The sequence below is a fragment of the Agrobacterium sp. InxBP2 genome (assembly GCF_026191755.1).
Classification (GTDB): Bacteria; Pseudomonadota; Alphaproteobacteria; order Rhizobiales; family Rhizobiaceae; genus Agrobacterium; species Agrobacterium pusense.
On record NZ_JAINDY010000020.1, the window covers coordinates 158,616 to 184,396 of the forward strand.

A 25,781-nucleotide genomic window follows, 5' to 3' on the forward strand; every position below is an offset into this window, starting at 1 on the left:
CAAACGCCTCGGCGCTGGGGACATCGTAAGCAATAAAAAGGCCCGGAGAGCTTTCGCTTCCGGGCCTTGTTTTTCTATTTGAACCCGATCAGTTCTGAGCGACCGGCTTCACCAGCGGCGTCACGCGGCGGATGGTGACGCGGCGGTTCTGCTGTTCCGGGCCGAGTGTCTGGACTTTCAGGTAACGCTCGCCATAACCCTGCGTCGCGAGGTTTTCCGGCGGGATGCCGTAGACGTCGGTCAGCACGTTGGCGACGGAGGCAGCGCGCTCGTCAGACAGTACGAGGTTGCTTTCATCCGAACCAACGGCATCGGTATGGCCTTCGATGAGGAAGGTTTCCGCCGGGTTCTTTTCCAGCGCCTTGTTGATTGCGTCGGCCACCTTGCGCAAGGAGCGAGCCTGCGCCATCGGGATTTCAGCGCTGCCGGTCGCGAAGGTGATCGTATCGAGGTCGATACGGCGCACCTTGTCACGGATACGAGCCGAATAGCGCACTTCATCCAGCGAATAGACACGTTCCACCGGCTCGACAGGCGGCTGTTCCAGGAAGCGGTAATAATCGCGATCCGGATCGCTCGACGTGTCGATGATGTAGTCCGTCACGGGAATGCGCAGACGCATGGGCGGAAGATCGAGACCGGGGTCGCGATAAACGTAATCGCGGTCCGGATCGTCCATCAGCTCCGGTGCGTAGAACAGCACATATTCGCGGCCGCGATCGTCAATGCGCGAACGCTGGATCACGTCGCCATAACGGTTGCGGATCGTCACGACCTGCGTGCCATCCCGGCGCTCCACGGTTTCGCGGACACGGCCGCCCTGCAGGCGCTCGTAATAGGGCTCGCCGCCATCGCGGATGAAGCGCTGGTTGTCATCGCCACGAACGACGACGCGGTCACCGAACTGCAGGATGATCGGCGCATCGCCATCGCGATCACGCGGACGACCCTCGCGCGGCTGCCATTCGCGCACGCCGTCCGGCCGCTCATATTGCGGGCGGCGGTCGATGCGCTCGCCCTGCTGGGAAGTGATGGCTTCCAGCTTTACGGGTGGCGGCGGAGCCTTGCCTCCAGCAGCACCGGCGCGCTGCGCCTCGGCGTCGGAGGTCGGGACCTTGAAGTCGCCGGCCTGTTCGCGTTCACGACGGCGTTCCTCGCGGGTCTGGCGGTTGCCGGAGCGCTCCACTTCCTTGTCGCTGTCGAGAACGGCAGCACCCTTGTCGACCGGCAGGATGACGGTGTCGGCCGTCTTGGACGGGTCCTTGGCGATCGCCTTGGCCTTGTCCAGCTCCTCCTTCGTCATCGGCGGGGCTTCCGTCTGCGGAACGGCAACCTGGTTCGGCACTGGTTCGCCGGCAGGCGCCTGCCCGGTCGTCGCACCGCTCGGCGGCGGGGTCGGCGCGCCTGGCAGCGGGGCTGCGGGTTCCGTTCTACCCTGACCTTCTACCGGCGGCTGTTCGGAAGGCTGGCGGCCAGGTGCAGGGTTTGGCTGGGCCTCGGGTGCCGGTGGGCGCGCGGGCGTCGGCGCTTCTGTCGGAACAGGTGCTTCCTTCGCGGCGGGCTCGGGAGCGGCAGGCTTTTTCTCGGGAACGGCTTTTTCGGCCGGTTCGGCTTTCTGTTCCGGGGCCTTTTCCTCTACTGCCGGTTTTTTGGCGGGTGCCGGCTCACGGGGCTTGGCCGGCTGCTCGGCATTTTCAGGGCGAGCTGCTGGCTCCTGTTCGGCCGCAGGCTCCTTCGCACGCTCCTTACGGGGACGCTCGGGACGCTGTTCGCCCTCGCCTGCAGGCTGCTCGGCCCGTTCCGGGTTGCGCGGACGTTCCTTCGGCTGCTGTTCGGCAGGCGCAGCTTCAGGCGCGGCCTCACGCTGACGAGCCGGGCGCTGTTCACCCTCGCCCTGCGGCTCCTGCGCCCGTTCAGGCTGGCGGGGACGCTCCTGCGGCTGCTCGGCCGGCGCAGGCTCCGGGCGGGCTTCACGCTGCTGTGGTTCCGGCGGCGCTTCGCGCTTGGGCTCCGGCTCGCGCTGGGGCTCCGGTGCGCGCTCTTCACGCTTCGGTTCGGCAGGTTGCGCCTCTTCGGCGCGCTGACGCTTCTTCTTGAGTTCTTCTTCGGGGTTTTCCTGCGCCGGCTCCGCCTGCGCCAGGATTATCTGGCCGGGCGCGGTTTGAGAAACAGGCGCCTGGGCGCGGGCCGCGCCGGCAAAGCCTGCCGCTGCTGGCTCAACCGCGATCGCGAGAGACATGAGTGGAAAAACCACCCCGGTCAGCAATGTGTTTTTCTTTTTCAGCATCAGTGCTTCCTCATCTGCCGTCATTTTATGGGTCGCGAATGACGCGACGTCGTGGGCCCGGCTTGGCACGCAGGCGCTGTTCAACGCCTTACACACGCTCCGGTTCCCATGATGACCAAAGCCTTCTGTACCGGAAATGAACAGATCAAGGCCTTTTCGTGGAGGCTCTGCGGCACAAAGAAGGTCGCTAATATTGCAGTTGCATTTTTTGACCAAGCGGATGAATAATCACATCCGCGCTGAAGGCCACAGGCGGTATACTCCGTCCTGCCGCGCCTTGGCGCCCATGGCGTCCGCACTGAAAACAACAACAGACCGCGGATGAACGACCAAAAGAGAGGATCGAAATGCCTATTTCCACCCGTCTGCTCGCAGCCGTATCGATTGCCGCCATCTCGCTCTTTTCCGGCGCGGCTCTCGCGCAGGACAAGATCGTCATCGGCACCGAAGGCGCCTACCCGCCCTTCAACAATCTCGAAGCCGACGGCACGCTGACCGGCTTCGATATCGACATCGCCAAGGCGCTGTGCGAACAAATGAAGGCCGAGTGCACCTTCGTGACCAATGACTGGGACGGCATCATCCCCGCCCTTCAGGCCAAGAAGTTCGACGCCATCATCGCGTCCATGTCGATCACCCCGGAACGTCTCCAGAAAGTCGACTTCTCCAAGAAATATTACAACACGCCGCCGGCGATCGCCGTGCCGAAGGATTCGCCGATCAAGTCCCTCGACGATCTCAAGGGCAAGTCGCTCGGCGCACAGGGCTCCACCACCCACTCCAACTACGCTGAAAAACACTTCCCGGATTCCGACGTGAAGATGTATCCGACCGCAGACGAATATAAGCTGGACATCGCCAATGGCCGTATTGACGCCGTCATCGACGATATCGTCGTGCTGTCGGAATGGCTGAAGACCGATGCCGGCAAGTGCTGCAAGATCCTGACACCGCTCAAGGTCGACGTCGACATCAACGGCAACGGCGCAGGCATTGCCGTTCGCAAGGGCGACACGGCGCTGGCCGACAAGTTCACGGCTGCCATTGCCGGCATCCGCGCCAGCGGCAAGTACCAGGAGATCAACAAAAAATACTTCGATTTCGACGTTTACGGCGAGTAAGCCGGTTCGATCTGTTGAAATCTCGTGGCGGAAGGCTTGCCCTTCCGCCATTTTTGTTTGAAAACGTCACCATAACAATCACGGCGGCTTAAGACCGCAGGGGAAAATTGGCATGAGCGGAGCATTTTCCGCCATAGGTGCGTTCTGGACCTATGTCTCGACACTTCTCGATCCCTTCTGCGGGCCGGTCGGTCTCTTCTCGCTTTTCGGAAACGGCACTCTCGTCGCCTGCGGCGATGCGGGCTGGGGCGATGAAATCGCTTTCGGCGTCAAGGTCACGATCTCGCTGGCGCTTGCCACCCTGCCAGTCGGGCTATTGATCGGCTTCCTGATCGCGCTCGCCGCGCAATCGGAAGAAAAATCGCTACGGCTGGCCGCCGGAATCTATACCACCATCTTTCGTGGCCTACCCGAACTGCTGACGCTCTTCATCGTCTATTATGGCATCCAGATGCTGTTGCAATCCGTGGCAGGTTACATCGGCATTACCGGCCCCATCGAAATCAACGCCTTCGTTGCCGGCATGGTGGCGCTTTCGGTGGTGTTTTCGTCCTATGCATCGGAGGTGCTTCTATCGGCCTTCAAGGCGATACCGAAAGGGCAATACGAGGCGGGTGACGCGCTCGGTCTTTCCCGCAGCCGCACCATGGTGCTCATCATCATTCCGCAGCTGGTGCGGATCGCCCTTCCCGGCATGACCAACCTGTGGGTCATCCTGCTGAAAGACACGTCCTACGTATCGATCATCGGCCTTGCCGATATCATCCGCCAGACCGGCATCGCCGCCCGCGTCAGCAAGGAAGCCTTCTTTTTCTACGGCATCGCCTGCCTGCTTTACCTCATTCTCGCGCTCCTCTCATCCATCGGCATCGGTTTCATAGATCGCTGGTCGCGCAAGTCGGAGGCCAGACGATGAGCCATATCAAGGAACTCATTCCGCCACGCCCAGCGCCCATCGTTGCGGACAAACCGCTGAACCTCTCCCGTGTCGTCGGCATCGCTGTCATTACGCTCTGGCTGCTTCTCGCCGCCGGGCTGTTATTTGCGATGATCGAGGGTTGGGATTGGGACAAATTTGAACGGTATGGTCCCCGTTATATCGATGGCCTCATCACCACAATCACGCTGGTCGGCAGCTCGATCATTCTCGGCGCCATCCTGTCCGTGCCGATCGCCTTCGCCCGCATGTCTGAAAATCGCGTCATCGGCGCGCTCGCTTATGCCTACGTCTATGTATTCCGCAGCACGCCGCTGCTGGCGCAGCTTTTCCTGATCTATTACGGTCTCGGCAGCTTCCGCCCGGCGCTGGAAGCCGTTGATCTCTGGTGGTTCTTCCGCGAAGCCTGGTATTGCGGCCTCCTGTCGCTGACGCTCAACACCGCCGCCTATCAGGCGGAGATCCTGCGCGGGGCGATCCAGAGTGTGCCGCGCGGCCAGCACGAAGGGGCGGCGTCGCTCGGTATTTCCAAGTTCATCACCTTCCGAAAGATCATACTGCCGCAGGCGCTGATCGTCGCTTTGCGCCCCTATGGCAACGAGATCATCCTGATGATCAAGGGTTCGGCGGTGGTCTCCATCGTCACCGTCTTCGACCTGATGGGCCAGACCCGTTACGCCTTTTCCCGCACCTTCGATTATCAGGCCTATCTCTGGGCTGCGATCTTTTACCTTGCGATCGTCGAGACGCTGCGCCATGTCTGGGCCTGGCTGGAGGCCCGCTTGACCCGTCACCTCAAGCGCTGAGCCCAACGTTGGCAGCACTCATCAATGAGTACTGCCAACGTTTTGAAAAATATAACAAATTTGTGACACATCCATTCTTTTGGCAAGGTTGGGTTAACCCTGCCGTGTTCCCATCTAAGATACAGCGGCAACGCTGTGATCGGTCATCATCGATATGGGAACCGCCACCATGAACAAGGACATGGAAATGATGCTGAGAGGCTACGGCCTCACCACCGCCCAGATATTCTACCGCCTGCCGGACCATCCTCTGGTTCTCCAGACCTACGTCTGGCAGAATTACGATCTGGCCCCCGATTTTCCTGAAATGCACGGCTTCCTCAAGTTCTGGCAGGAAAAGCTCGACGGCCCCCTGCATTCCGTCCGCTATGTGCACCGGCAGGTTATCTCGGCGCAGGAATGGCGCGCGCTCAAAGGGGAGTTCATCCTCCACTAAGCCCTCACGCCACATAAACATTGCGCCGGTCCCCGATGCGGCTTACAGCAAACGTCAATTGAAGACGCTGACGGATAAGGCACGATGACCAAGAACCAGAAGATCGACGAAGAGGCGCTCGCCGAGGCCTATAACCGCGCACTCGCGCTTGAAAAGGCCGGTGATGTGGACGCGGCGGTGAAGGCCTATGAGGAGGTCCTCGCCATCGATCCGGAAGACCACGGTGGCGCAGCCGTACGCATTGCCGCCATGGGCCGGGGCGAACAGCCTTCCAAAGCGCCCGACGCCTATGTCGAAACCCTGTTCGACCAGCATGCCGAAGCCTTCGAGGATATTCTTGTCGAGCAACTGGGTTACGCCGTGCCCATGATGGTGCGCCAGCGGCTGCAGACGCTCAATCTCGGCCCTTTCAAACGCCTGCTCGATCTCGGCTGCGGCACCGGCCTCACCGGTGAAGCGCTGCGCGATATGGCTGACGACATCACCGGCATCGATATTTCCGAAAACATGGTCGAGATCGCTCATGAAAAGGACCTCTACGAGACGCTCTATGTCGCCGAAGTTGAGGATTTCCTTGAGGACAATGACGACGAGCCCTTCGACATCATCACCGCCACCGATGTGCTGCCCTATCTCGGCGCGCTGGAACCGCTGTTTTTCGGCGCCGCCGAAAACCTCAATGCCGGCGGCCTGCTGATCTTCTCTTCGGAGACCCTGCCCGAAGAAATCATGGCCGGGCGCCCCTACATGGTCGGCCCGCACCAGCGTTTCGCCCATGCCGAAACCTATGTCCGCGAAAGACTGGCGGCGACCGGTTTCGAGGTGGTTGAAGTGACCGACATCAATGTGCGCATGCAGGACGGCAATCCGACGCCCGGTCATCTGGTGATTGCAAAGCTCAAGGGCTGATGCGACATCGATAGTGGATAAGCCTCGTCCTTCACAAAGGTCATGGCTGGTGCCCGACGTGGCGGCAATTTTCTTCTCCCCGCCGGGGAGAAGGTGGCCCGAAGGGTCGGATCAGGGGGCTGGCTCTCGGTCTATCTCTACCCTCGCCCCCTCATCCCGCTGCCGCGAACCTCTCCCCCACGGGGAGAAGAAACAAGCGGCATCCAATCGCCTCACATTTAACACCAACGGCCTGAATCAACCTCTGAGCAAGATCCGCCAGCCGGTTGAAGAGACTCCACTTTCCGCCCGTCAACTCGCCTTGGGACGCCAGACGATATCCGCCACCTTGAGCTTCTTCGGCACGATCTTCAGATCGTAGAACTCGTCCGCAAGCGCCTGTTGATAGGCGATGGCTTCATCCGGAACCAGCGAGACCCGTCCTAGGTCGGCACCGGGGCGCGTCAGCGAGACCTTCGTGACATCCTCGGGGACACCGGTGATGGCCGACAGCGACTTGGCTGTCGCGTCGATGTTGGTCTGCGCTTTCGCACCCACATTCGCCAGTTCCTTCAGGATCAGCGGCACGAGATCGGGGTTACTTTCAACAAAATCGCCATTGGCGAGGAAGTAGCTCCACGGATCGACGATGCCTTCGGCTGTCGAGAGTACCCTCGTCGTCGGCTCTTTCTCTGCCACGGCGAAATAAGGATCCCAGATCGACCAGGCATCGATGCTGCCGCTTCGGAAGGCGGCCGCCGCATCCGGCGGGGCAAGATCGACGGGCGTGATGTCTGCCAAGGTCAGCCCCGCCTTTCGCAACGCCTTCACAGTGACGTTATGAGCGCTGGAGCCGCGCTTGAAGGCGACCTTTTTGCCCTTCAGGTCTTGGAGCGTCTTCAGCGGCGAATCCTTTTGCACGAGGATCGCCGATCCGCCTGCCGCCGCCTTGTAGGTGCCGACATAACGCAGATTGCCGCCGGCGGCCTGCGCGAAAAGCGGCGGCACATCGCCGGTCGGGCCGATATCCAGCGCACCGGCACCCAGCGCTTCAAGAAGCGGCGGCCCGGAGGAAAATTCAGACCACTTGACCTCGATGCCGCGATCCTTCAGCAGCGCTTCGAGCGCGCCCTGGCTCTTCGCGAGCGCTATCACGCCATTCTTCTGCCAGCCAATCCGCAACGTCGTGGTTGCGGCGCTCGCGCGCCGGATATGCGGCAGAAACACCGCCCCGGTCGCACCTGCAATCAATCCCAATGTTCCGCGTCGTGTCAGCATATGGATATCCCTCGCTATTCCATCCTTCGACAGTAAAAGCGTAGATATTCGAGCGATTTTATCAAAATCCTGGTTTGCGCGCAGACGGCGTTGAGAGAATTGAATGTGCGAATTTGCCGTTACCGGCGAAATAGAATTGTCGTGCCTCTGCGGCAGCTACCGGACGGACCTTCCGACAGTATCAGCCCTGGCAGGCCCGACCGACGCCCAAAAAACCACCCACGAATTAAAACGCCCTCCCCGGCGGCCGGAAAGGGCGTTGATCAAAAACTGACCAGCGACGGATCACTCTTCGCCGGATTTAGGATTATCCAGCAGCATGTAATCGAGCGGCAGTTCCGTCGTATATTTGATCTGCTCCATCGCAAAGGCGGAGGAGACGTCGCGGATTTCGATCTTGGCGATCATCCGCTTGTAGAAAGCGTCATAGGCGGCGATATCGGGCACGACGACGCGCAGCAGATAGTCGACATCACCGCTCATACGGTAGAATTCGACAACCTCCGGGAATTCGGAAACCACTTCGGAGAAGCGCTTCAGCCATTCGATGGAATGGGAGGCGGTGCGGATGGAGACGAAAACCGTGACCTTGGTATTGACCTTGACCGGATCGAGCAGGGCCACACGCCGGCGGATGACGCCGTCTTCTTCCATCTTCTGGATACGCCGCCAACAGGGCGTCGTGGAAAGGCCGACCTTCTTCGCCAAATCGGCAACAGCCAGCGTGGAATCCTCTTGCAGAATGCGCAAAATCTTACGGTCTAGGCGATCCAATGCGTCTACCCTCCTGAATTAATTTCCTTTCAATACACTAATTTTTGCGGAAAAACAGAAAATTGTTTCACCAAAGCCTCATTTCCACATGTTGTCGCAGAACCGGCAACAGTTCCTCCGTAAACCACGGGTTCTTTTTCAGCCACCCCGTGTTGCGCCAGCTCGGATGCGGCAAAGGAAGAATGCCGGGGCCGGAATTGGCGTGAAGATAGCTGCGCCAGTTTTGCACCGTTTCGGTCATGGTTTTGCATCGTCTTTCACCCAGGTGAAAAGCCTGGGCATATTGGCCGATCGCGAGGATCAGCTCCACCTGCGGCATCGCCGCCATGACCCGCGTGCGCCAGTGCGGGGCGCATTCCCGCCGTGGCGGCAGGTCGCTTCCCTTGTCATCATAACCGGGAAAACAGAACCCCATGGGAACGATGGCGAAACGATCCGGATCGTAAAATGTCTCCCGGTCGACATTCAGCCACTGGCGCAGCCTGTCGCCGGAAGCATCGTTGAATGGCAGGCCCGTTTCATGCACGCGCAGCCCTGGCGCCTGCCCGGCAATCAGAATGCGTGGTCTTGCCGACATGACGACCACCGGCCGGGGTTCATGCGGCAGGCGGTCAGCCATTCCCTTGAGCGGCATGTCGCGACAGAGACGACAGCGGGCAATCTCACCGCGCAGCCCGTCCAGCCCATCATCATGCACTGGCCCAACCCTCTCTCCTTCAGCCATGATCCCACCCCAGAAGATGGCGGACGATGGTGAGGAAACCCGCCGCCGGCGTTTCCATATCCGCGGCACGGTGATCCCTCCGCCACTGCGAGGGCTTTTCGAATTCTCCCGCCCAGATGCCCAGCGCCTGCCTGCGCGCGGCTTCCTGCTCGCTCGAAAACTGGAAATATCCCGACGCGACGGCAAAACCGGCCGACACCATGTCCGACGAAACATCCCTGCCGCCGGCGGAACAATAGACGAGCAGTCGCCCGTATCGATCTCTGGAACTGCCGGAGCAGGAGAAATCCGCTGGCGCGGCCAGCCGTTGCAGCACACGGCGCGCCTCCTCGCCACATGGCCAGCTTTCGCCCCCGCGCAGACATGTCTGCGCAAGCTCCGGCGCATCGATGCCGAGCAGCCGGAAACGTTCCTTGCCCTTGGAGAGCGTGTCGCCATCAATCACGAAGAAGCGGCCGCCATAGGTTTCGCTGTTGATATGATCGAGCTTGGCGGCAATCAGAACCCCTAGAAAAACCGTAGCAAGGAACAGGCCGCCGTCGCGGACTGCGGAAAAACCCCCGCGCCTGCCTCCATTTCGTCTCATGTAACAACAAACCCTTGTCAGAGATGGCAAACAAATCCTTTCACGGCAGCATCTTCTTAAGATTTTGGGCGTAGTCTGCAAGGGTTCATGTCACCCTGCGTTGTAACAATGAGTAAAAGCGTCAGCACGTCCACCGACAAGATCATCGTCGACCGCTCGAAAAAACATCGCAACAAGGCGGTTTTCGACGCGGTGAAGACGACGCGTGAACGCTTGCAGCAAGGTGCAGGCGCAAGCGACGCCTATGAACGCGAGATGCTGACCATGCACATCGCCGAGACCCTGCAGGGCGCGATGATCATGCCGCTTTTCATCGTGCTTGCCTCCATCATCGGCGTTTACATAACCCGCGATATCAGCCTCATCATCTGGTCGCTGGCTGCATTGAGTTTCCACGCCATTTCGCTGATGCTCGCCAAACGGGCTGCAAAACAGGAGATCACCGCCGAAAACCTCCTGCACTGGAAAAATCTCTTTCTCGGAATGCAGATCGTCATCGGGTGCATCTGGGCGATGTTCGCGCTGGCGGAGCCAACGCGTAATGACCCGACGCTCGTGCTTTTCTTCAAGGGCTCGACGCTGCTGATCGCGCTCTCGCTCACCGCCACGGCCAATTTCATGCTGCGGCGGGCAACCTTCATGACTTTCCTGCCGGTGCTGGCGGCTCTCTGCGTCACCTCTGTCTTCTCGCGCGATCCATTCGATGTCGGTCTTGCGCTGATGTTCGGCATGGCGATCCTGTTCTGCCACCGCATCACCAGCCGGCTTTACCAGACCAGCATCAAGCTCCTCTCCTCGCAGACGGAAAAGGACGACCTGATCGCCGAGCTCGAAGTCGCCAATTCGGTTTCCGACGAGGCGCGGCGACGCGCGGAAGAGGCCAATCTGGCCAAGTCGCGCTTTCTCGCCTCCATGTCGCACGAGCTGCGCACGCCCCTCAACGCCATTCTCGGCTTCTCCGAGGTCATGTCCTCGGAGGTGCTGGGGCCGCTCAACAATCCGCTCTACAAGGAATATTCCGGCGATATCCACCGCTCCGGCCAGCATCTGCTCGATCTCATCAACGAAATCCTCGACCTGTCGCGCATCGAGGCGGGCCGTTATGACCTGAACGAAGAAGCGATCTCGATGCTGGAAATCGCCGAAGATTGCATCGGCATGATCCAGCTTCGCGCCCGCGCCAAGAACATCAGGATCTCCCAGCAGTTTGAAAACAGCCTGCCGCAGGTCTGGGCGGACGAAAAATCGATCCGCCAGGTCGTCCTCAACCTGCTGTCCAACGCCGTCAAGTTCACCCCGCAGGGTGGAGAAATTCTCGTAAAGGCGGGCTGGACGGCCGGCGGCGGCCAATATGTGTCGATCAGGGACAATGGCCCAGGCATTCCCGAGGAGGAAATTCCGGTGGTGCTGTCAGCCTTCGGTCAGGGATCAATCGCGATCAAGAGCGCCGAGCAGGGAACCGGCCTTGGCCTGCCCATCGTTCAGGCCATCCTCGCCAAGCATGACGGCCAGTTCATTCTGAAATCCAAACTGCGTGAGGGCACGGAAGGCATCGCCATCCTGCCCGCGAAACGCGTGCTCCAGAGCCTGCCCGCGGTCGAAGAAACCCATGCCATCCAGCCACGCCGACGGTCCTTCGCTTAAGGCGCCCACAGGAAGGCGTCGCCCGGCTTTCCACCTGGAAATGCCTTGAAGCTGGCAACCTCAGAAGAACAGCGTCGTCACCAGCGAATACAGCACGAAAAATCCGTTCGCCATCAACAGGCAGAAGACGGCAAAGGAGCCGAGATCCTTGGCGTGGCGGCCCACGGAGGAAATTTCCGGCGAAATGCGGTCCACCAGTTCCTCAATGGCGGTATTGAGCGCTTCCACCGAGAATAAAAGCAGCATCAACACCGTGAAAACGAGAAGATGCGCAAACGGCGCGCCCACGACCAGAAGCAGGCCAAGCCCGACGCAGAAGGCAAGAACTTCGTGACGAAAGGCAGCTTCCTGCCAAAGCCGGCCGAGCCCCTGCAGGGAATAGCGCGCGGCAGCGAACAGATGCCGCCAGCCCTTTTCTTTACGGAAGACCGGTTCTGGTGGTGGCATGTGCGGCGTCGCGTCCATCTTCAGCCTCAATGATTGGTGGGCGCGGTGATGCGTGTGTCGACACCCGCTGCCTCAAACGTCGCCATGCCGGAGTGGCAGGCGGCGGCGGCCTTGACGATGCCGGCGGCAAGGGCCGCACCGGTGCCTTCGCCAAGACGCATTCCAAGCGCCAGAAGCGGTGTCTTGCCAAGCTTTTCGATGGCTGCCAGATGGCCCGGCTCACCCGAGACATGGCCGATAAGGCAATGATCGAGCGCAGAGGAATTGGCAGCCTTCAGCAACGCCGCGGCGGCCGTTGCCACATAACCATCTATCAGCACGGGAATGCGCTGCACGCGCGCAGCAAGAATGGCACCTGCAATCGCCGCGATTTCGCGTCCGCCGAGACGACGCATGATTTCCAGCGGATCGGACAGGTGGTCCTTGTGGAACTCTACCGCCGACTTAACCGCGGCAATCTTGCGGGCCATGACGTCACCTTCCGAACCGGTGCCCGGACCGGTCCATTCTTCCGCCGTACCGCCATAAAGCGCAAGATTGATCGCAGCCGCTATCGTGGTATTGCCGATGCCCATTTCACCGACGCAGAGAAGATCGGTGCCGCCGGCAATCGCCTCCATGCCGAAGGCCATGGTGGCGGCGCAGTCACGCTCCGAAAGCGCCGGTTCACAGGTGATATCGCCGGTCGGGTAATCCAGCGCCAGATCGAAAATCTTCAGGCCGAGATCATTGGCCACGCAGATCTGGTTGATCGCCGCGCCACCGGCGGCAAAATTTTCCACCATCTGCTGGGTCACAGACGTCGGATAGGGCGTGATGCCGTGGCGGGTCACGCCGTGATTGCCGGCGAAGATTGCCACCAGCGGACGGTTGACGGCAGGCGAACGGCCGGACCAGGCGGCAAGCCACATGGCGATTTCTTCGAGACGGCCGAGCGAACCGGCAGGTTTCGTCAGCTGCGCATTGCGCTCCTTCGCCGCAACAAGCGCGTGCGTGTCCGGGCCGGGAAGCTCGCGCAGCAGCGCGCGGAAATCATCGAAGGGCAATCCGCTCATGCTCATGATATCAGTCTCTCTCATAGCCGGTTTGGCTTTCGCATCGGCTCATGCGTCCGGAAACTTGTGTTTTCCGGCAAATCGGTCTTTGTTGCGCCTCTCATAATAGCGGATGCGCCGCGGAACAACCGGAAATGCAGCGACTGCAACGGAGAGAGCATGAAGGCCCGGGATTTTATAACAGATGTCATGCATTCCCTCGCCTTTCTGAGCCGCCTGCCCGTCCCTTCGCGATTCTTCGAAGGCGACTCGGGCGTGCCGATGGGCCGGGCCGCCCGTGCCTTCCCCGCCGCGGGACTGCTGATCGCCCTGCCCGCCGCTTTCCTGGTTGTCGTGTTTGCTCGCTTCGATGCCTCTCCGCAGCTCACCGGGTGGCTCGCCATCGGCCTGACGGCGCTCATGACAGGCGCGCTGCATGAGGACGGGCTTGCCGACACGGCCGACGGTTTCGGCAGCGGCAGGGACAAGTCTCGTATGCTTGAAATCATGAAGGACAGCCGTATCGGCAGTTATGGCACCATTGCCATGGTTCTTTCCTTCGCGCTCCGCGCCACTGCACTCGCCTCGCTGATCGAAACCCTGCCGGGCAAAACCGCTGCCGCCTGTCTGATTGCAGCGCTTGTCACGAGCCGCGCGCTGATGGTGTGGCACTGGCAGTCCCTGCCCGCCGCCAAGACCTCCGGCATCGCCGTCAATGCCGGCCAGCCCGGAGAAAGCGAACGCAACATCGCGCTGGCCGCCGGGCTTCTTCTCTTCATATTGTTCACGCTGCACGCGCTGCCACTGTTTGAGATCGCGCTTGTGCTGGCGGTGGCGGTCATCGCGGCCATGCTGTTCGGCAGGCTGTGCGAGAGGAAGATTGGCGGCCATACCGGGGATACCATTGGGGCTTGCCAGCAGATCACGGAGATCGTGATTCTCGTCGCACTTGCCCTTGCGGCATGAGGGCCTGATATAAATCACCATGGAAACACCCTGCGTCCAGATCTGTCGCCTCGACACGACCCACACTCTCTGCATCGGCTGCGGCCGCACGCTGGATGAAATCGGCGGCTGGACGGGTTATAGCGACGAGACGCGCCGCTTGATCATGCGCGCGCTGCCGCAAAGATTGGCAAATCTGTCCGAGTCCGCCAAGGAGACACATACCGCATGAACAGACTGACCATCGTTCTCCTTCTGCTGGCCGTCGGCCTTGGCCTGCTCGTCGTTAATCATAATGGTGGCCGAACGCTCGGCATCGATAATGATCAGTTTGCCCAGGTCCTTTATCTTCTGCCCATCGCAGGGCTGCTGTCGGCCGGCATTCTGGCGGGAAGACGCGGCAACTTCGGCACCGTCATCCGGCAGCTCGCCGTCTGGCTCGTCATCATCCTCGGCCTCGTCTCGCTCTATCTCTATCGCTACGACCTGCAATCCTTCGGCGACCGGCTGCTCGGCGGTCTGATGCCCGGCCGCGCCGTCGTGGTGACAACATCGGCAGGCGAGCAGGAAATCGTGCTGCACAAATCCATGAGCGGCCACTTCGAAGCGAATGTCGGGATTGAGGGCAGGACGATCCACATGCTGGTCGATACAGGCGCCAGCTCCGTGGTGCTCGCAAATGCGGATGCGACCGCAATCGGCATCGACACCACAAATCTTCGCTATACCGTACCGGTAATGACCGCCAATGGCCGCACGGCAGCAGCACCCGTCACGCTGTCGGAAATCAGCATTGGCCCGATCGTACGACGCAACATCCCCGCCCTCGTCGCCCAGGATGGCCAATTGGGCCAGAGCCTGCTTGGCATGAGCTTTTTGTCAACGCTTGGTTCGCTGCAGATGCAGACCGACGAATTGCGGTTGCGGGATCGGTGAGCACTGCCCCCTCGAGATTCATTTCGGGGAGTTTTCTCACGTCCTGGTCCGGAAAGGAAATTCCTCTTCGCGTCTGCAATCGGGATATTCTTTTCACGCGCAACGGCTGCGGCGGGCCATTGCCCCTTGATTCCCTCGCATTTGATAATTTAAGTTGTTGCTGTTCTCAGGGCGGGGCGCAATTCCCCACCGGCGGTATCGGGACTTTCCCGGAGCCCGCGAGCGCTTCCGGTTTCCAAAGCCGGAAGGTCAGCAGATCCGGTGAGAGGCCGGAGCCGACGGTATAGTCCGGATGAAAGAGGACAAGGCATGGGACGCCTGCGCGTTAGCGGGCTTCGTATTGCATTGTTCGCCCAAGGGATATTTGGCGCTTCTCGAAGCGCGAAAATGCCGCAAAACGGCATAACCCTTGAAAGGCTTGAAATAGAATGACAGTTGCCAGAATTGAAGACGCCATTAACGCCATTTCCCGCGGCGAGATGGTGATTGTGGTTGACGACGAAGATCGCGAAAACGAAGGCGATATCATCGCCGCCTCCGACAGCATCACTCCCCAGCAGATCGCCTTCATGATGAACCATGCACGGGGGCTGATCTGCGTGGCCATGCCCGGAGAGCGCCTCGACGCGCTAGACATTCCGCTGATGGTGTCGCGCAATACCGAATCCCTCAAGACGGCCTTCACCGTGTCGGTGGATTACGTTCCCGGCACCACGACGGGCATTTCCGCCGCCGACCGCGCAAAGACCGTGCGCGCGCTGGTATCGGAAGGCTCGCGCCCCGAAGATTTCGCTCGCCCGGGCCATATCTTCCCGCTGCGCGCCAACCCGCAGGGCGTTCTCGGACGCACGGGCCATACCGAAGCCGCCGTTGATCTCTGCCGTCTCGCCGGGAAATTTCCCTCCGGCACGATATGCGAAATCGCCAATGACGACGGCACCATGGCCCGCCTGCCCCAGCTCGAAGTCTTCGCCGAGCGCCACGGCCTGCTGGTCGTGACGATCAAGGACCTCGTTTCCTATCTCGAGGGTGAGGTTGTCGAGGAAGTGGCGCAGAAGCAGGTCGCCTGACCTGCGCTCGCGTTGTGCTTTGAATACGAGAACGCCCGGCGCAGACCGGGCGTCGAATTTTCAGGAGAGCGTTTCTGATCAGTTGCGCAACCGATACCCTGTCTTGAACATCCAGCCGACAACGCCGAGGCATAGCGCCAGAAACAGCGTGATCATAGCCAGACTGATGACGGGATTGACGTCAGCGATCTCGTAGAAACTCCAGCGGAAGCCGCTGATGAGATAAAGCACGGGATTGAAGTGGCTGACCGTCTGCCAGAAGGGCGGCAGCATGTCGATGGAATAAAAGCTGCCGCCGAGGAAGGTCAGCGGCGGCACCACCAGCATGGGAATGAGGTTCAACTGCTCGAAATTTGTTGCCCAGATGCCGATGATGAAGCCGAACAGGCTGAAACTCACAGCCGTCAGCACAAAAAACAGGATCATCATGAACGGATGGGCGATGCTGATATCCACGAAGAACGACGCGGTTATCAGGATGATCGTACCGATCATCAGCCCCTTTGTCGCCGCCGCTCCGACATAGCCGACAAGGATTTCCGTCATCGCCACCGGTGCGGAGAGGATTTCATAGATGGTGCCGGTGAATTTCGGGAAGTAGATGCCGAAGGAGCCGTTGCCGATGCACTGCGTCAGAAGCGTCAGCATGATGAGGCCGGGCGTTATGAAAGCGCCATAGGAAACCCCACCAACCTCCTGAATCCGCGAACCGATCGCTGTGCCGAACACGATAAAATATAGCGAGGTGGAAATGACCGGAGAGACCACGCTTTGCAGCAGGGTGCGGCGGGTGCGCGCCATTTCGAACAGGTAGATGGACTTGATGGCTTCGAAATTCATTTCTGGCCTCCCACCAGCGAAACGAAGATATCTTCGAGCGAACTCTGCCGCGTGGAAATATCCTTGAAATGGATGTTGGCGGCGAAAAGCGCGCTCAGAACATCGGCAATGCGTCCCTGCTCGCCATTATCCTCGATTTCATAGGTGATGGTGCAGCCATCTTCGGAAAGCGTGAGGCCGAAGGGCGCGAGACTTTGCGGCAAAGTCTCCACCGGCTGGGAAAGCGCAAGAAAAAGCTGCTTGCGGCCGAGTTTCTTCATCAATGCCGTCTTTTCTTCCACCAGCAGCAATTCGCCACCATTGATGACACCCACCCGGTCGGCGATTTCTTCCGCCTCCTCGATGTAATGCGTGGTGAGAATGATGGTGACACCCCTGGCGCGCAGCTCGGAGACCACATTCCACATGTCGCGGCGCAGGGTCACATCCACACCCGCCGTCGGCTCATCGAGAAACAGGACCGTCGGCTCGTGCGCCAGCGCCTTGGCAATCAGCACACGCCGCTTCATGCCGCCGGAAAGCTCCCGCAGCATGTTGTCCTTCTTGTTCCAGAGCGACAGGGATTTGAGGATGCGTTCGATCAGCTCCGGATTCTTCTTCTGTCCGTGCAGTCCGCGCGAAAAGCTGACGGTGTTCCAAACCGTCTCGAACTGGTCGGTCGTCAGTTCCTGCGGCACGAGGCCGATGAGGGCGCGGGTCTGGCGAAAATCCTTCACCACATCGTGCCCGCCAACCAGCACCGAACCGTCACCCGGATTGACGAGACCGCAGATGATCGAGATCAGTGTCGTCTTGCCGGCGCCATTGGGGCCGAGAAGAGCGAGTATCTCCCCCTCCCGGATATCGAGGCTGACACCTTTGAGCGCCTGGAAGCCATTTGCGTAGGATTTGGTCAGATTCCGTATCGAAACAATGGCATTCATGGCGAATTCTTTCGAAAAACCGAGTAAGATGAACGCCATATAGACCGCAGAGGTTGCAAATGCCAGACCGGCGGACTGAACACTGCGTTCGGCGGGAGCGGAAAATCAGCCGTAGACGCTATAGAAAAACTGCGCTGCGACGAAAACCAGAAACACGCCGAAGGCCCGCTCCAGCTGCTTCTTGCTGAGCGCATGCGCCAGCCGTGCACCATAGGGCGCGACGACAAGGGTAATGGGGATCAGGAGCACCACGGCGATCCAGTTGATGAAGCCGGTGGAAAATGGCGGCAGCCCCGCATCGCCCCAACCGGCCCAGATGTAACCCGCAAGCCCCGGCAGCGAAATCAACACGCCGACACCGGAAGAGGTGGCAACCGCCTGATGAATGCTGCGTCCGTAAAGCGTCATGAAGGTGTTATTCATCACCCCGCCGCCCACGCCCATCAGCCCGGAAAACAGCCCGATGCCGGTGCCCACCAGAAAACGGGCCGGGTTTGGCGGCAGATCGGAACCGAGATGCCAGCTCGCCCGGTTGAAGATCATCCGGAAGGCAAGCGCGAGCGCGATGAAGGCAAAGATCAGGCGCAGCGCCACACTCGAGGCATAGGCTGCAACGATAGAGGCGAGAACGGTGCCAAGCGGCACGGCGACGACCCAGCCTTTCAGAAGCTCGATATCGACGGCGCCCTTCTGGCGATGCGTCAGGAACGAGCGGATGGACGTCGGCACGATAATGGCCAGAGACGTTCCGAGCGAAAGATGCATGCGCACCGCCTCAGGCACATCCAGAAGTCCGAAGACCTGGTAAAAAACCGGCACCAGCACCGCGCCGCCGCCGATACCGAACAGGCCGGCCAGAAGGCCTGCAACCACACCCGCAGCAGCAAGTGCCGCAGCGAAGATCATTATCTCTGAAACTGGGGGCATGAAGGCAGGCTCCCGAAGGCCGTTGTCACAAACATGTGACGCTCATAGCGTATCAGAAAAGGGCGGCAAGCCATGTTGGCCGCAGGTCAGTACGGCGCGACATCTTTTGCCTCAAATCCGCGCCGGATGGACCGTTCTGTGGGATCGCTTCCCATTTCATGCCCTTGCAAAGACGCCGATATCCCCCCGATAAGGCTGTCTTCTTCAACCGGCCTTCGGGCCGGTCTTTTTTTGTGGGAATGTGGCGGGCGATTATCGAGCTAGCGGCAGCGAGACATCCTCAAGCTTCGTCATTCCGACCATATCCAAAAATCCGTCGCCTATGTCATCGGCGGCAGCCCTATGACAAGCCACACTCCGTGTTCGACGTCATCCTCGGCCTTGTGCCAAGGATCTGCCGACGTATCGCCAATAGCGGCGTTGCAGATGCTCGGGACAGGCCCGAGCATGACGGAGGAGACGCTTTCAAACTCAGCCGCCAACCTCCAACGGCGCGACTTAATCGCAATGCCTGTAACCTGACTTGCGGGTACGCAGGTCGAAGTGAAAATGGTTCCAGTGGTTGGGGTCACTGCCCGGCCCGAGAACGGTGGAGAAATATTTGCAGCTATCCGATCTGACGGCCTTCAGCAGTGCCTTTTCGCGGAAAGCGAAGAAACTCTTCTTGCGGACATCGATTTCCTTGCCGTTCTTCAGCGTGATGGTGCCGATATCGATGGCGTTGCCCCGCGCATGTTCCGACCACGGATTGCTGGAACGGGAATTCATCTTGCGGCAGGAATAACCACCCATCGGCGTTATGCGGCCGACGCCGGAGAGATAGCGGAAACGCGAGGACGGTACGAGTTCGAACTTCACCCATTTCGCAAAGGCAAGCGTAACCTGGCAATTGAGCTTCACCGCCGGACGAACTGCGACGCCGCTGGCGAGACCGCTGAGTTCGATCGGGTAATCGATGCCGCAGGTCGGCCCGTCGGCAATACGGGCGACGTCGCGAAAAGCGACACCCAGACGGCGAAGCTCGGCGCGGCAGGCAACCTCCGAAGACGGCATGATGCCGGGCGGCATGGACCGGTCGCTCTGAAGTCCGCCGCGAACGGTCGGATCATTCGGCATGAGCATAGCCACCTCTTCCACCGGCTGGCGGCGGGAGGACGATCCGGGTGGCGGCGGCGGAATGAGCCCGGACTGGCGCCGCGCCGGAGAAACCGCAACCGGATTGTCGGTGCCGATGCCGTCCACCACCGGCTGGGCCGAAGCCCCCTCGGCAATCTCGGCATCCTGTTCCTCCGCCAGTCCCCGCACCGGCTCCACGCCGAGCATGGAATCCATGTTCACGCCGCCTTCGCCCTCGGCAATCTGGCTGCTGGCCATTTGCTGCGGGGGCATCTCCTGGCTTTGCGTCGCCTGCACCGGCAGATTGCCATGACCGCCAGCCGCCATGCGTGCCTGATGCTGTGCATCGAGGGTGGAATAACCCTGCCCTGCCTGGCGCGTTTGCAGCAGCGGATCCTGCGAAGCATAAGGCTCCGGCATCGGCTGCGATATGGCCGTGGGATAATCGTTGCTCTGTCCGGCCCGCTCAACCTGACGGAAGGCACCTGCCGGCGCGCTGTAGCCCTGTTGCCGCGACGAACGGATTGCGCTCACGCGTGTGGTGCCGTCCACCTCCGCCGGTGGCACGAGGCCCTCCGCCGAACACGACACCATGACCGTGGAAATCATCAGCAACGTCACAAGACGACGCGGAAGGGAAACATACGCCATACGAGAACCTGTACCTTCAGCGGCCGCTATCCGCGGCAATACAGGTCAAATTTTAAAGAAATGAGGTAAACGAAACCTTATTGGTTGCGGGAAATAACGAATGGCTGGTTTTGATAGCCCAAAACAAAGGGCGCAGCCGGAACCGCGCCCTTCATCAGATCGAGACGCCTGAAGTCAGGCCGCCCGCGAAACCTCGCGCTCGGCATCATGTCCAAGTTCGAAGCGCGACAGAAGCGAGCGCAACTGGCGGCTTTCCTCGGCGAGCGTCTGGCTGGCGGCGGTCGTTTCTTCCACCATCGCCGCGTTTTGCTGTGTCATCTGGTCCATGTGATTAACGGAGGTGTTGATCTCCTGGAGGCCGGTGGCCTGCTCCCGCGCCGCAGTGGCGATGGAATTCACGTGACCTTCGACCCGGTTTACGAGCGCCACGATTTCTTCCAGTGCATCGCCCGTGGAGCGGACGAGCGCGACGCCGCCGCCGACCTCCTCCGCCGAGCGATTGATAAGGGTCTTGATCTCCTTGGCGGCATTGGCGGAGCGTTGCGCCAATTCGCGCACCTCCTGCGCCACCACGGCGAAACCACGTCCGGCCTCGCCGGCCCGCGCCGCTTCCACGCCGGCATTCAGCGCCAGCAGGTTGGTCTGGAAGGCGATCTCGTCGATGACGGAAATGATCTGTCCGATCCGCTTTGACGATTCCTCGATGCGGCCCATGGCATCGACCGCGTTGCGCACGATCTCGCCTGAGCGGCCGGCGCTGCTTTTCGTGTCCTGCACCATCTGCCGCGCCTCATTGGCCCGTTCGGATGCGGTGCGTACCGTGGCGGTAATCTCGTCAAGCGCTGCGGCCGTTTCCTCCAGCGCCGCCGCCTGCTGTTCGGTCCGGCGCGAGAGATTGCCGGTCGCGCCGCTGATATCTGCAGCGCTGTCATTGACGACATGACCGGTCCGGGAAATCGCTTCGATGGCGCTATGGAGCGCACCCACGGCCCGATTGAAGTCCGTGCGTAGCTTTTCGTAGTCGTCGCCGATATCTGTCAGCGAAACAGTCAGATCCCCATTGGCAAGCGCCTCGAGCGCCTCCCCCAGACGCTCCATGGCATGGGCCTGCCGCTCGGATGCGGAACGAAGGACCATCTCGTTACCGCGACGCGCTTCCTCCAGCGCCCGCTGCTGGTCGGCCTCACGCGCCTGCAGGGCGCTGCGCTCATTGACGCTGTCACGCAGCACCAGCAACGTCTTGGCAATCGCGCCGATTTCGTTCCGGCGATCCGCGAAGCGGATTTCGGCCGTGCCGTCGCCATCGGCGATCTGCTTCATGCTCTGCCGGATGAGATCGATCGGTCGAGTGACGCCACGCACGACGGCGGCGGCCACGGCAATGACGACAAGGCCGGACAAGATGCACAGGCCGATGTTGAAATACGCGTCGTTCCAGAACACCGCTTCGAGGTCGTCGACATAAACGCCCGTACCCACGATCCAGCCCCAGGGTGCGAAACCGGCGACATGGGAGAATTTCTCCACCGGCTCCGGGGCACCCGGTTTCGGCCAGTAATAATCGACAAAGCCTTGACCGCCCGCCTTGACCGTATTCACGAACTCAACGAACAGCGCCTTGCCGTTCGGGTCCTTGTTGGCGGTAAGATCGGTTCCGTTCATTTCCGGCTTGATCGGATGCATCACCATTTTGGGGTGCATATCGTTGATCCAGAAATAACCGCTGCCGTTGCCATACCGCATGGCCGCGATTGTGACCTTGGCCTGCTGCTGTGCCGCCTCCCGCGTCAAGCTGCCGCTTTGTTCCAGGCGATAATATTGATCGAGAATAGCGACGGCCGTTTCGTTCATCGCCGCAAGCCCGGCTTTGCGCTCGCGTTCCATCTCGCCAAAGGTTTCGAACAGGCTGAATGTCAGCGCTGCGGTCAGGATTGCCAGAAACAATGCGACGAGCGCATATAGGCGCATAGATATAGTGACGTTTTTCATATTCCCCCCAACGCCGATGAGTGCACTTCGACCAGCCGATGCTAAGGGGAAAAAATTTATTATGATTAAATACGCCCATTATACGTTGGTATTATCTTCACGAGCGTCGAACACGGCCTGAAATACTCTCCATCGCCATTGGCCGCCGGCGGGACAGCCAGTAATTCGATGAAAACCGCTCGAATTTAAAGGCAGCGTTAACCCTGCCTCCCTATCCTCTTTTGCCACAATACCGGTACTTGGAGGCGCGCGATGGCACGGCCGAATTTCCGCTACACGCATTATGACCTGAAGGAATTGCGGGCGGGCACGATCATTGAAGTATCTCTCTCGGCCATCAACAATGTCCGGTTGATGACGGGCGCGAATTTCCAGCGCTTCACCGAATTGCTCGATTTCAAATATCTTGGCGGCGTCGCGAAAAAGTCGCCAATCCGGATCGCCATCCCCGAAACGATGCACTGGCATCTGGTGATCGATGCCGACGGGCATAATGGCCTGGCGGAATCATCGGTCAAGATGCTGCCGGCGCAGCCGCAGGCCGCGCCTCAGCGCAAGGCATCCTGACTTATTTGAAAAAACAATGCGATAGCGCAGTTTCGCGACTCTTTTTGGCAAGCGCCTGAATCATTTTGTGAAGATGAGGGCTAACGCGATTCCCGCTCGCGACGCAGTTTCGCCCACCAGTCGAGACGTTTGCGGATTTCGCGTTCGAAACCTCTGTCCGGTGGATCGTAAAAGGTGGTCCGCCCCATTTTTTCCGGGAAGTAATCCTGACCCGAAAAAGCGTCCGGCTCGTCATGATCGTAACGGTAGCCGTCACCATATCCCTCGCCCTTCATCAGCTTGGTCGGTGCATTCAGGATGTGTTTGGGCGGAACAAGCGAGCCATTTTCCTTCGCGGCGCGCATCGCAGCCTTGAAGGCCGTATAGACGGCATTCGATTTCGGAGCGGTGGCGAGGTAGACGCAGGCCTGCGCCAGCGCAAGTTCACCCTCCGGTGAACCAAGATAATCATAGGCATCCTTGGCAGCATTGCAGACGGCGAGCGCCTGCGGATCTGCAAGGCCGATATCTTCCACCGCCATGCGCACCAGCCGCCGGCCGATATAGAGCGGGTCCTCGCCGGCATCGAACATGCGGGCGAGATAATAAAGTGCGGCATCCGGGTCCGATCCACGCACCGACTTATGCAGCGCGGAAATGAGATTGTAGTGGCCGTCCTGGCTCTTGTCGTAGACGGGCGCACGGCGCTGCACGATGCGCGTGAGCCCTTCCGTGTCGAAGGTTTCATCTTTCCGCGCCGCGCGCCAGACTTCTTCGGCAAGCGTCAACACCGCGCGACCGTCGCCATCGGCCATGCGGATCAGGCTTGCGCATGCATCCTCCGTCAGTGGCAGGGGCTTCTGCTCCGCCTCCTCCGCGCGCTTCAGAAGCTCGCTGAGACTGTCCTCGTCATGCGATCGAAATGTCAGGACACGGGCCCGCGACAACAGAGCGGCATTCAGTTCAAACGAGGGATTTTCGGTGGTCGCCCCCACCAGAATAATGGTGCCGTCCTCCATGACAGGCAGAAAACTGTCCTGTTGCGCACGGTTGAAACGGTGAATTTCGTCGACGAAAAGCAGGGTCTGGCGACCGTTCATGCGCCTTGCACGCGCCGCTTCGAAAACCTTCTTGAGATCGGCGACGCCGGAAAAGATCGCTGATATCTGTTCGAAAGCCAGCCCCGCCTCGCCGGAAAGCAGCCGGGCGACCGTCGTCTTGCCAGTGCCGGGCGGCCCCCAGAAGATCATCGAGCCCAGGGAGCCGCTATCGATCATGCGGCGCAGAACGCCCTCCTCGCCCGTCAGATGCGGCTGCCCGCTTACTTCCGCCAGCGTCTTCGGGCGCAGGCGATCGGCGAGAGGCCGCCGGTTGGCGACCTCCACCGGCACTTGCGGGGCGAAGAGATCGTCACTCATCGGAGGAACTGCCGGATACGCTGCCCGTCACGCAGGATTTCCACCCGCCAGAAACCAGGATTGTCATCCAGCGCCTTTTCGACAGCGGCCGTGGAGCCGATATCTGCGCCGTTCAATGAAAGGATCACATCTTTCGGCAGAAAACCGACACGATAAGCCGGCGAGCCACGCTTCACATCGGTGATGACGACACCCGTGACCTGCGAGGGCATGCGCAATTCGTCAGCAAGCTTCGGCGAAAGATTGGCGACGGTCGCGCCGGCGAACGGATTGCGGCCTTCGATCAGCCGTTCGTCGCGGGGAGCGGTCTCGGGCGCGATATCAAGTGCAATCGTCAGCTTCTTTTCCTTGCCTTTGTCCATGACGGTCAGTTCAGCAGATTTGCCTATGCCGGCCGTGGTCAGGCGGTAACCGAGCGCATCGGGATGCTCCACCTCCAATCCGTTGACCGCAGTCACCACCTGGCCCGGCTCTATGCCGGCCTTTTCCGCGGGGCTGCCTTTGACAACGCTGACGACCAGCGCTCCCCGGGCGCGATGCAGGCCAAGGGCCTCCGCGACATCCGAAGTGACGGGATCGAAGGTTGCGCCAATATAGGGCCGCTGGAAGTTCGCATCGCCCCGTTCAGCAGCAGCCACAAAAACCCGGACCAGATTGGCCGGAATAGCGAAACCGATGCCGTTCGAGCCGCCGCCCTTGGAGAAGATGGCAGTGTTGATGCCGATCAGCTCGCCAGCCATATTCATCAGCGCGCCGCCGGAGTTGCCCGGGTTGATGGAGGCGTCGGTCTGGATGAAGAAGCCGAAATCGCCCTGCGTCACCTGGTTGCGGGCAAGGCCCGAGACGATGCCGCTCGTCACCGTCTGACCGACGCCGAAGGGGTTACCGATCGCCAGCACCAGATCGCCGACTTCGATCTTGTCCGAATTGCCGAGCGGAAGCACCGGGAACTGCTCCTTGGCGTCGATCTGCAGCACGGCAAGATCGACCCGATCATCTTTCATGAGAACCTTGGAGGAAAATTCGCGCCCATCCGCAAGCGCCACCTTGATGTCGTCAGCACCGTCAATGACATGATTGTTGGTCACCACGAGACCGCCGGCTGTGACGATGACGCCTGAACCGAGCGACGACTGCTTTTCCGTGCGGTTCGGCATTTGCTGCCCGAAAAACTGTTCGAAAAAGGGATCACCGGCGAAGGGCGACAACCGCCGCTGCACGATGCGTTCGGCATAGACATTCACCACCGCGCCGGCGGTGCGCTTGACCAGCGGCGCGAAGGAAAGCTGCATTTCCGTGTGGCTGGACGGCACGGTCCTGTTGTCCTGCGCCCGGGCACCCGCTGGCAGGAGAATGAGCGCGGCGAGAAAGCCGGTGGACAGATACTTCAACACGCTTCGCATGTGATTCCTCATCGTCATCAGTATGATGGAGTTATAACGTCAAAGCCTGTAAAGC

Annotated in this window: 25 protein-coding genes and 1 riboswitch; of the genes, 11 read left to right on the forward strand and 14 right to left on the reverse strand. The window is 60.3% G+C overall.

Annotation, left to right across the window (positions count from 1 at the left end):
* Nucleotides 1–88: 88 nt before the first annotated feature.
* Entirely contained in the window at nt 89–2,287 is a 2,199-nt protein-coding gene (locus K7A42_RS03715) for an OmpA family protein (protein ID WP_282454874.1), read from the reverse strand.
* 347 nt (nt 2,288–2,634) lie between these two features.
* Here K7A42_RS03715 and K7A42_RS03720 point away from each other — a divergent pair, with 347 nt between their 5' ends.
* From K7A42_RS03720 to K7A42_RS03740, 5 genes are all read left to right on the forward strand, one after another.
* Nucleotides 2,635–3,408, forward strand: a complete 774-nt coding sequence (locus K7A42_RS03720; protein WP_004442506.1) for an ABC transporter substrate-binding protein — start codon at nt 2,635–2,637, stop codon at nt 3,406–3,408.
* Between the two features lie 112 nt (nt 3,409–3,520).
* The gene (locus tag K7A42_RS03725) at nt 3,521–4,324 is read left to right on the forward strand and encodes an ABC transporter permease (RefSeq protein WP_022556506.1); all 804 of its coding nucleotides are present in this window, start codon (nt 3,521–3,523) and stop codon (nt 4,322–4,324) included.
* Entirely contained in the window at nt 4,321–5,151 is an 831-nt protein-coding gene (locus K7A42_RS03730) for an ABC transporter permease (RefSeq protein ID WP_282454875.1), read from the forward strand. Before K7A42_RS03725 ends, K7A42_RS03730 begins: the two co-directional genes overlap by 4 nt.
* Before the next feature lie 169 nt (nt 5,152–5,320).
* Nucleotides 5,321–5,587, forward strand: coding sequence for an usg protein (locus K7A42_RS03735; RefSeq protein ID WP_004442513.1), 267 nt, complete (start codon nt 5,321–5,323; stop codon nt 5,585–5,587).
* Between the two features lie 84 nt (nt 5,588–5,671).
* Entirely contained in the window at nt 5,672–6,496 is an 825-nt protein-coding gene (locus K7A42_RS03740) for a class I SAM-dependent DNA methyltransferase (RefSeq protein ID WP_022556507.1), read from the forward strand.
* Between the two features lie 291 nt (nt 6,497–6,787).
* On the opposite strand, the gene K7A42_RS03745 is transcribed toward K7A42_RS03740, so the two are convergent.
* The 4 genes from K7A42_RS03745 to K7A42_RS03760 all read right to left on the reverse strand — a co-directional run bounded on the left by K7A42_RS03745 (nt 6,788) and on the right by K7A42_RS03760 (nt 9,837).
* Entirely contained in the window at nt 6,788–7,753 is a 966-nt protein-coding gene (locus K7A42_RS03745; protein ID WP_004442522.1) for an aliphatic sulfonate ABC transporter substrate-binding protein, read from the reverse strand.
* Between the two features lie 285 nt (nt 7,754–8,038).
* Entirely contained in the window at nt 8,039–8,527 is a 489-nt protein-coding gene (locus K7A42_RS03750; protein WP_003507846.1) for an Lrp/AsnC family transcriptional regulator, read from the reverse strand.
* A gap of 67 nt (nt 8,528–8,594) precedes the next feature.
* Nucleotides 8,595–9,251 carry a uracil-DNA glycosylase family protein gene (locus K7A42_RS03755; RefSeq protein WP_207587150.1) on the reverse strand — a complete coding sequence of 219 codons (657 nt, stop codon included), beginning with the start codon at nt 9,249–9,251 and terminating at the stop codon, nt 8,595–8,597.
* Nucleotides 9,244–9,837 carry a thermonuclease family protein gene (locus K7A42_RS03760; protein ID WP_072494593.1) on the reverse strand — a complete coding sequence of 198 codons (594 nt, stop codon included), beginning with the start codon at nt 9,835–9,837 and terminating at the stop codon, nt 9,244–9,246. Before K7A42_RS03760 ends, K7A42_RS03755 begins: the two co-directional genes overlap by 8 nt.
* A 108-nt stretch (nt 9,838–9,945) precedes the next feature.
* Between K7A42_RS03760 and pdhS2 the strand changes: the two genes are divergently transcribed.
* Complete coding sequence (gene pdhS2 / locus K7A42_RS03765) at nt 9,946–11,481, forward strand: two-component system sensor histidine kinase PdhS2 (protein WP_035211364.1); 1,536 nt, start codon at nt 9,946–9,948, stop codon at nt 11,479–11,481.
* 60 nt (nt 11,482–11,541) lie between these two features.
* Here pdhS2 and K7A42_RS03770 read toward each other — a convergent pair whose 3' ends face one another.
* A complete protein-coding gene (locus tag K7A42_RS03770; RefSeq protein WP_004442540.1) occupies nt 11,542–11,946 on the reverse strand; it encodes a diacylglycerol kinase in 405 nt (134 codons plus the stop codon).
* A gap of 8 nt (nt 11,947–11,954) precedes the next feature.
* Nucleotides 11,955–12,989 carry a nicotinate-nucleotide--dimethylbenzimidazole phosphoribosyltransferase gene (cobT, locus tag K7A42_RS03775; protein WP_282454876.1) on the reverse strand — a complete coding sequence of 345 codons (1,035 nt, stop codon included), beginning with the start codon at nt 12,987–12,989 and terminating at the stop codon, nt 11,955–11,957.
* Nucleotides 12,990–13,142: 153 nt separating this feature from the next.
* Between cobT and K7A42_RS03780 the strand changes: the two genes are divergently transcribed.
* From K7A42_RS03780 to ribB, 4 genes are all read left to right on the forward strand, one after another.
* Complete coding sequence (locus tag K7A42_RS03780) at nt 13,143–13,928, forward strand: adenosylcobinamide-GDP ribazoletransferase (protein ID WP_282454877.1); 786 nt, start codon at nt 13,143–13,145, stop codon at nt 13,926–13,928.
* A 19-nt stretch (nt 13,929–13,947) separates the two neighbouring features.
* Complete coding sequence (locus K7A42_RS03785) at nt 13,948–14,139, forward strand: DUF1289 domain-containing protein (RefSeq protein WP_006697635.1); 192 nt, start codon at nt 13,948–13,950, stop codon at nt 14,137–14,139.
* Nucleotides 14,136–14,843, forward strand: a complete 708-nt coding sequence (locus K7A42_RS03790) for a TIGR02281 family clan AA aspartic protease (protein ID WP_004442546.1) — start codon at nt 14,136–14,138, stop codon at nt 14,841–14,843. Before K7A42_RS03785 ends, K7A42_RS03790 begins: the two co-directional genes overlap by 4 nt.
* 158 nt (nt 14,844–15,001) lie before the next feature.
* Nucleotides 15,002–15,151: riboswitch (FMN riboswitch) on the forward strand.
* Nucleotides 15,152–15,271: 120 nt separating this feature from the next.
* Complete coding sequence (gene ribB / locus K7A42_RS03795) at nt 15,272–15,913, forward strand: 3,4-dihydroxy-2-butanone-4-phosphate synthase (RefSeq protein ID WP_282454878.1); 642 nt, start codon at nt 15,272–15,274, stop codon at nt 15,911–15,913.
* 78 nt (nt 15,914–15,991) lie between these two features.
* On the opposite strand, the gene K7A42_RS03800 is transcribed toward ribB, so the two are convergent.
* The 5 genes from K7A42_RS03800 to K7A42_RS03820 all read right to left on the reverse strand — a co-directional run bounded on the left by K7A42_RS03800 (nt 15,992) and on the right by K7A42_RS03820 (nt 22,359).
* On the reverse strand, nt 15,992–16,753 hold the full coding sequence (locus tag K7A42_RS03800) for an ABC transporter permease (RefSeq protein ID WP_004442548.1): 762 nt from the start codon (nt 16,751–16,753) through the stop codon (nt 15,992–15,994).
* Entirely contained in the window at nt 16,750–17,676 is a 927-nt protein-coding gene (locus tag K7A42_RS03805; protein WP_282454879.1) for an ABC transporter ATP-binding protein, read from the reverse strand. The genes K7A42_RS03800 and K7A42_RS03805 overlap by 4 nt, the downstream gene beginning before the upstream one ends.
* Before the next feature lie 105 nt (nt 17,677–17,781).
* Entirely contained in the window at nt 17,782–18,603 is an 822-nt protein-coding gene (locus tag K7A42_RS03810; protein ID WP_037092974.1) for a sulfite exporter TauE/SafE family protein, read from the reverse strand.
* A gap of 498 nt (nt 18,604–19,101) precedes the next feature.
* Complete coding sequence (locus tag K7A42_RS03815; RefSeq protein WP_142185195.1) at nt 19,102–20,370, reverse strand: extensin family protein; 1,269 nt, start codon at nt 20,368–20,370, stop codon at nt 19,102–19,104.
* A 174-nt stretch (nt 20,371–20,544) separates the two neighbouring features.
* The gene (locus K7A42_RS03820; protein WP_142185193.1) at nt 20,545–22,359 is read right to left on the reverse strand and encodes a methyl-accepting chemotaxis protein; all 1,815 of its coding nucleotides are present in this window, start codon (nt 22,357–22,359) and stop codon (nt 20,545–20,547) included.
* Between the two features lie 252 nt (nt 22,360–22,611).
* On the opposite strand from K7A42_RS03820, the gene K7A42_RS03825 reads away from it, so the two are divergent.
* Complete coding sequence (locus K7A42_RS03825) at nt 22,612–22,926, forward strand: DUF1883 domain-containing protein (RefSeq protein ID WP_004442557.1); 315 nt, start codon at nt 22,612–22,614, stop codon at nt 22,924–22,926.
* An 80-nt stretch (nt 22,927–23,006) separates the two neighbouring features.
* Here K7A42_RS03825 and K7A42_RS03830 read toward each other — a convergent pair whose 3' ends face one another.
* Complete coding sequence (locus tag K7A42_RS03830) at nt 23,007–24,323, reverse strand: replication-associated recombination protein A (protein WP_282454880.1); 1,317 nt, start codon at nt 24,321–24,323, stop codon at nt 23,007–23,009.
* Nucleotides 24,320–25,726 (reverse strand): DegQ family serine endoprotease, encoded by a 1,407-nt coding sequence (locus K7A42_RS03835; protein WP_022556525.1) that lies wholly within the window; start codon nt 25,724–25,726, stop codon nt 24,320–24,322. Before K7A42_RS03835 ends, K7A42_RS03830 begins: the two co-directional genes overlap by 4 nt.
* Between the last annotated feature and the right edge of the window lie 55 nt (nt 25,727–25,781).